The organism is Leucobacter soli, from assembly GCF_042659205.1.
Classification (GTDB): domain Bacteria; phylum Actinomycetota; class Actinomycetes; order Actinomycetales; family Microbacteriaceae; genus Leucobacter; species Leucobacter soli.
The window spans coordinates 1-5,765 of record NZ_JBHSRW010000143.1 but is presented as its reverse complement, the minus strand read 5'-3'; the positions used below and the strand labels follow the sequence as shown (position 1 = coordinate 5,765).

At 69.6% G+C, this 5,765-nt stretch carries 8 protein-coding genes; 3 read left to right on the top strand and 5 right to left on the bottom strand.

The window, feature by feature from the left end:
- On the top strand, positions 1-1,399 hold a 1,399-nt coding region (locus tag ACFPZL_RS09130), incomplete at its 5' end, for a multicopper oxidase domain-containing protein (protein ID WP_382335169.1).
- Positions 1,400-1,463: 64 nt separating this feature from the next.
- Here the strand turns inward: ACFPZL_RS09130 and ACFPZL_RS09125 are convergent.
- Positions 1,464-1,742, bottom strand: a complete 279-nt coding sequence (locus tag ACFPZL_RS09125; protein WP_218114504.1) for an HU family DNA-binding protein — start codon at positions 1,740-1,742, stop codon at positions 1,464-1,466.
- Positions 1,743-2,030: 288 nt separating this feature from the next.
- Here ACFPZL_RS09125 and ACFPZL_RS09120 point away from each other — a divergent pair, with 288 nt between their 5' ends.
- Positions 2,031-2,822, top strand: coding sequence for a gamma-glutamyl-gamma-aminobutyrate hydrolase family protein (locus tag ACFPZL_RS09120; RefSeq protein WP_218114503.1), 792 nt, complete (start codon positions 2,031-2,033; stop codon positions 2,820-2,822).
- 335 nt (positions 2,823-3,157) lie between these two features.
- On the opposite strand, the gene rpsN is transcribed toward ACFPZL_RS09120, so the two are convergent.
- Genes rpsN through rpmB form a run of 3 tightly spaced genes read right to left on the bottom strand, consistent with a single transcriptional unit; the run spans position 3,158 to position 3,869 of the window.
- The gene (gene rpsN, locus ACFPZL_RS09115; protein WP_218114502.1) at positions 3,158-3,463 is read right to left on the bottom strand and encodes a 30S ribosomal protein S14; all 306 of its coding nucleotides are present in this window, start codon (positions 3,461-3,463) and stop codon (positions 3,158-3,160) included.
- 2 nt (positions 3,464-3,465) lie between these two features.
- Positions 3,466-3,633, bottom strand: a complete 168-nt coding sequence (gene rpmG, locus ACFPZL_RS09110) for a 50S ribosomal protein L33 (RefSeq protein WP_218114501.1) — start codon at positions 3,631-3,633, stop codon at positions 3,466-3,468.
- Positions 3,633-3,869 (bottom strand): 50S ribosomal protein L28, encoded by a 237-nt coding sequence (gene rpmB / locus ACFPZL_RS09105; RefSeq protein WP_218114500.1) that lies wholly within the window; start codon positions 3,867-3,869, stop codon positions 3,633-3,635. Before rpmB ends, rpmG begins: the two co-directional genes overlap by 1 nt.
- Positions 3,870-4,368: 499 nt before the next feature.
- On the opposite strand from rpmB, the gene ACFPZL_RS09100 reads away from it, so the two are divergent.
- Complete coding sequence (locus tag ACFPZL_RS09100) at positions 4,369-5,163, top strand: SGNH/GDSL hydrolase family protein (RefSeq protein WP_236021937.1); 795 nt, start codon at positions 4,369-4,371, stop codon at positions 5,161-5,163.
- Positions 5,164-5,206: 43 nt separating this feature from the next.
- Here the strand turns inward: ACFPZL_RS09100 and ACFPZL_RS09095 are convergent, their stop codons facing one another.
- Positions 5,207-5,605, bottom strand: a complete 399-nt coding sequence (locus tag ACFPZL_RS09095) for a Fur family transcriptional regulator (protein ID WP_218114499.1) — start codon at positions 5,603-5,605, stop codon at positions 5,207-5,209.
- Positions 5,606-5,765: the final 160 nt, after the last annotated feature.

Sequence of the window (5,765 nt, the reverse complement as noted above, 5' to 3'; positions counted from 1 at the left end):
GGTGGCCGGCCTGCTCGCGGTGATCCTCGTCGCGGCGATCGGCGGGGCGATCGACCCGCACGCGCTCGGAACCTCGGCGACGTCTTCGAGCGGAGCGAGCGGTGCGAACACAGCCACCGCCGACGCCGCCGCACCCGCGCAGACGGTGCACGTCACCGCCGCCGACATGCGGTTCACGCCGAACCGGATCGAGGTTCCCGCGGGCACCCGGCTGGTGATCGAGCTGACGAATGCCGACCCGGAGCTCGTGCACGACCTGGTGCTGGCGAACGGCGTGCATGGTACGCGTCTCGCTCCGGGCGCCTCCGAGACCATCGACGTCGGGATCATCACCGGCGACGTCGCCGGCTGGTGCTCGATCGTGGGGCATCGTCAGATGGGGATGACCCTCGAGATCATCGCGACCGGCGGCGACGCAGGCGCGAACGGCGCGAACGGCGCGGACGCAGACGACCCGGGCGCTGCGGCCGAGCACGACCACGCCGGATCCGGCGAGGCATCCGACGAGAGCGCGGCCGGGCTCATCGACCTGACGCGGGATCCGGGCGCCGGCTTCTCCCCCTACGACGCGGTGCTGGATCCGCTGCCCGCCACCGACCGGCCGACGACGCACCGCATCGAACTGCCGGTGACCGAGCAGGTCCAGGAGGTCGCGCCCGGGGTGCGCCAGCGGCTCTGGACGTTCGGCGGTTCCGCACCGGGCCCGATCCTGCACGGCCGCGTCGGCGACACCTTCGAGATCACGCTCGTCAACGACGGCACGATCGGGCATTCGATCGACTTCCACGCCGGGGCGCTCGCGCCCGACGAACCGATGCGCACCATCGCGCCGGGCGAGTCGCTGACCTACGCCTTCACGGCGACGCGGTCGGGGATCTGGATGTACCACTGCTCCACCATGCCGATGTCGGCGCACATCGCGAACGGCATGTACGGGGCAGTGATCATCGAGCCCGAGGATCTGCCCGAGGCGGATCGGAGCTACGCGCTCGTGCAGGGCGAGTACTACCTGGGGCCGCAGGACGGCGAGGTCGACATGGATCGGCTCGCGGCGGAACAGCCGGACCTCGTGACGTTCAACGGCTATGCGGCCCAGTACGACCACGCTCCGCTGGCCGCCGCCGTCGGCGAGCGGGTGCGCATCTGGGTGCTCGACGCGGGGCCGAACCGCGCCTCGAGCTTCCACGTGGTGGGCGGCCAGTTCGACACGGTGTGGTCGGAGGGGCGCTACCTGGTGCACCGGGCTGCAACGACCGGATCGCAGGCGCTCGCGCTGCAGCCCGCGCAGGGCGGATTCGTCGAGCTCGTGTTCCCCGAGTCCGGCACCTACCCGTTCGTGTCGCACCTCATGGTCGACGCCGAGCGCGGGGCGCACGGCGTCTTCCGCGTCGCGGGATGATCCCGCCCGGAGAACGACGAAGCCCCCGACCTCGCGGCCGGGGGCTTCGCAGCAGCGACGACGCTTACTTGACGGCGGCCTTCAGCTTGCTGCCGACCGACACCTTCACGCGCTTGCCCGCGGGGATGTTGATGGTCTCGTTGGTGCGCGGGTTGCGACCGGTACGAGCAGCGGTGTCAACGGCCTCGAACGACAGCCAACCCGGGATCGACACCTTGCCGCCCTTGGCAACGGTCTCGGAAACTGCCGAGAAGAGGCCATCGAGCACGGCCGACACCGCGGCCTGGCTCTGACCGGTCTCAGCGGCGACCTTGGCAACGAGTTCCGTCTTGTTCAGCGACATGTTTTGTCCTTCCGAGGGCTGGGCCCTGCTGAGCCGTGCCCGTCATGTGGTGTGCCCCTCACGGGGCTCGATCGGGTGATCGCGTACGAATCTACCCCAAATTCCCGGAGGATCGGCGGAATCGTGCGGATTTGCGCCATATTTCTCATCGTTTCACCCTGAGCGAACTCTCAGAGCATCTATGGTGAGTGTGAAGGGCCCGCCCGGCGACGATTCGGCTGCGCCCCGTAGATCCTCAGGGCGGCTCCCGAGCCGGCCAGAACAGCAATGCCCCGGAGACCGATACCCATGTCAGACCCCACCGACGCAACGACCACGCGGCCGATCCGCATCCTCACGACCTACTTCATGGATGCTCCGAACCTCCCCGCGGACTACTCCGACGAGTTGCATCGGCTCGCCGCGAACGCCGCCCGGGTCATCATGAGCACCGGTGACGACGTGCAGGTCTGGCTCGTCGACTCCCTCCGTCTGCCGGCCGCCCCGGAACAGCTGGTCGAGGAGGTGGACGGTGTGCTGATCCTCGGCGGCGCGGATGTCGATCCGACGCTCTACACCTCGGACCCGGAGGCCATCGCGCAGGTGGATGCGGCCGACGTGCAGCGCCCCGCCGACGACAACGAGTCCGCGATCCTGAAGCAGGCGATCGCGACCGGACGGCCGCTCCTCGGCATCTGCCGCGGCGCGCAGCTGCTCAACGTGGCGCTCGGCGGCTCGCTGGTGCCCGACCTCGGTCTCCATACCGTGCACAACGGCCGCCCCGGCCCGGACCTGATGATCGACCACGAGGTCGACCTCGAACCGGGCAGCCGCATCGCCGAGATCTACGGCCGGAGCCCCGTGCCGATCCGCTCGGCGCACCACCAGTCCATCGACCGGCCGGGCGACGGCCTGCGCATCACCGCGCGGGCGGGCGACGGCGTGGTCGAGGGCGTGGAGTCGACCGAGGGGAGCTGGATCGTCGGGGTCCAGTGGCACCCCGAGGACGGCGGCGGCAGCGTCGAGGACTTCACCCTGCTCGCCCGCTCCCTCGTCGACGCGGCCCGCGCCGCGAAGGCGGAACGCGGGGCGGCGGAGTAGCGATACCCGCCCGTACGGTCGACTCGCACGAGCGCCCGGCGGCATCCGCGCGCACGAGACAGTACGCGATCGTCCGCGCTGCACCCTTTCGACAGACGATCTCGTACCGTCTCGACGATCTCGTACGGTTTCGTGCAGCGGCCTCGGCGGCACCCGGCCGCGCGCGTCCCGCGAAACGACCGGTGGAACGACCGGTGGAACGACCGGTGGAACGACAACGGGGCGACCGCTTACGCGATCGCCCCGTGCACGAAAGGCTCGTGAGTCGAGCTGTTACCAGCTCGACTGGCCGCTCACGCGACCAGTCGCACTCGGCAGTGCTTATGATCGAGCTGTTACCAGCTCGACTTCGTGATGCCGGGCAGCTCGCCCCGGTGCGCCATGTCGCGGAAGCGGACACGGCTGATGCCGTACTTCGACAGCACGCCGCGGGGGCGGCCGTCGATGACGTCGCGGCTGCGCACGCGCACCGGCGAGGCGTTGCGGGGCAGCTTCTGGAGCGCGACGCGGGCGGCCTCGCGGCTCTCGTCGGTGCCGTTGGGGTCGACCAGGGCCTTCTTCAGCTCGAGGCGGCGCTCGGCGTAGCGGGCCACGACTTCCTGGCGCTGCTTGTTCTTGGCGATCATGCTCTTCTTAGCCATGCTTAGCGCTCCTCTCGAAACTCGACGTGCTTGCGGATCACCGGGTCGTACTTCTTGAGCACGAGGCGATCGGGGGTGTTGCGACGGTTCTTCTTGGTCACGTAGGTGAACCCCGTGCCCGCCGTCGAACGGAGCTTGATGATGGGACGTACGTCCTGTGCCTTAGCCATTAGAACTTCACCCCACGCTTCTTCAGATCTGCCACGACGGCCTCGATGCCACGGGCATCGATCACCTTGATGCCCTTAGCCGACAGGGTGAGGGTCACCTTGCGGCCGAGCGAGGGCACGTAGTAGGTCTTCTTCTGGATGTTCGGATCGAACCGGCGCTTGGTGCGACGGTGCGAGTGCGAGATGTTGTGTCCGAAGCCGGGAACGGCTCCGGTCACCTGGCACACTGCTGCCATGGTTTTCCTCCATTACCGTGAGGCCTGAAGGCCCCACCCAAGATCTCTTGTCTGCAGGGGCTCGGGATCTCATCCGAGTCGCCCCCACGGTCTGCGCGCTGGGACTGCGCACAGCCAAAGATCAATCTTACGCGGAAAGCGCCGCATTCCGCAAACGGCCTGCGGGCCTCACCTGATATGCCCGCGTAGCAGTCCCGGTGCCTGAGATAAGAATGCCCGCGGAACGAAATCACCAGTTCCATAGGAATGGTGCAGCGAGGCTCGAGGATCGAGCGCGCCGACCTGTCTCGCCGAAGGTTCACCGGCTCGGAACCGATCCGACACCTGCAGAACTGCACCGATCTGCAGAAGAACACCGATTTGCGCAGGATTCCTGTGCCATTCTGCAGATCGGTGCGATCCACGAAAAGCCGATCCGGGCGAGGCGAGGGCATCGGGGAAGCGAGGGCGCGGAGAGGAGCCTGCAGAATCCGCACCCCGGCTGCCGTACAGTGGACGCGTGACGAACCAGGCGCTTCCGGCCGAGATCCGCTACGTCGCGATCGGCGACAGCTTCACCGAGGGCGTCGGCGACGAGCTCCCCGACGGATCGGCGCGCGGCTGGGCCGACCTCGTGGCACAGGGGCTCGCGGACGCGACCGGCCGGCCGATCCAATACGCGAACCTCGCGATCCGCGGCCGCCTGCTCGACCCGATCGTCGAGCAGCAGCTCGAGCCGGCACTCGCACTCGGACCGACCCTCATCAGCTTCAACGGCGGCGGCAACGACATGCTGCGTCCGGGCACCGACATGCCGTGGATCATCGGCCGCACCGAGGCCGCACTGCGCCGGATCCTCGATACCGGCGCCGAGCCCCTCCTCCTCGCGGGGGCGAACCCGACGGCCGGCCTGCCGAGCGGCGGCCGCGTCCGGGCGAAGGGGGACGAGTTGACGGCGGCGGCCGGGGAGCTCGCGGCAGGCCTCGGCATCCGGTTCTGCGACAACTGGAGCGACCCCGTGCTCGCCCGACGCGAGTACTGGTCGCACGATCGCCTGCACCTGGCCCCGGTCGGGCATCATCGGGTGGCGACGAACGTGCTCCGCAGCCTCGGCCGGCCGGCACCGGCGGACTGGGTGATCGACGCGGATCCGCTGCCCGTCCCCACCCGACGCGAGCAGCTGCGGTACACCCGCGAGCACGTGCTGCCGTGGATCAAGCGCCGCCTGACCGGCCGGTCGAGCGGCGACGGTCGCACCGCCAAGCACCCCGAGTTCGTCTGGGTGCCGCCGCGCGGGCGCGGCGATCTCGGCTGAACCCGGGGGTCGCTGCCGGGTTCGATTGTGCCGGGCGAACGCCCTACGCGACCTCGCGGCATCGGGCGCAGAGCCCGAAGAGGTCGACGACGTGCTCGATCTCGCTGAAGCCGTGCTCGGCGCCGACTCTGGCCGCCCAGTCCTCGACGACCCGGGCCTCGAGCTCACGGGTGTCGCCGCAGCCCCGGCAGATCAGGTGATGGTGGTGGCCCCGCGTGGCGCAGGATCGGAACAGGTTCTCGCCCTCGGGCGACTGCAGGCTGTCGGCCTCCCCGGCCTCGGCGAGCGCCGCCAGCGAGCGATAGACGGTCGCGAGCCCGATCGTCGAGCCCTGCGCCCGCAGTGTCTCGTGCAGTCGCTGGGCGCCCACGAAGCCGTGCGCCTCGGCGAGCGCTGCGCGCACCGCCTCGCGCTGCCACGTGTTCCTCTGCGGTCTGGTCATGCGAGTTCTCCTGCCACCCGAGGATAGCGCGCCGGGCGCCGCACGATCCACCGCATGACCCGGCGAGCACCGAGGGCGAGCAGGTAGAGCACGCTCATCGCGAGGCCGACCGAGCCGCCCGCGGCGATGTCGAAGGCCCGCGACGCCCAGAGGCCCGCGA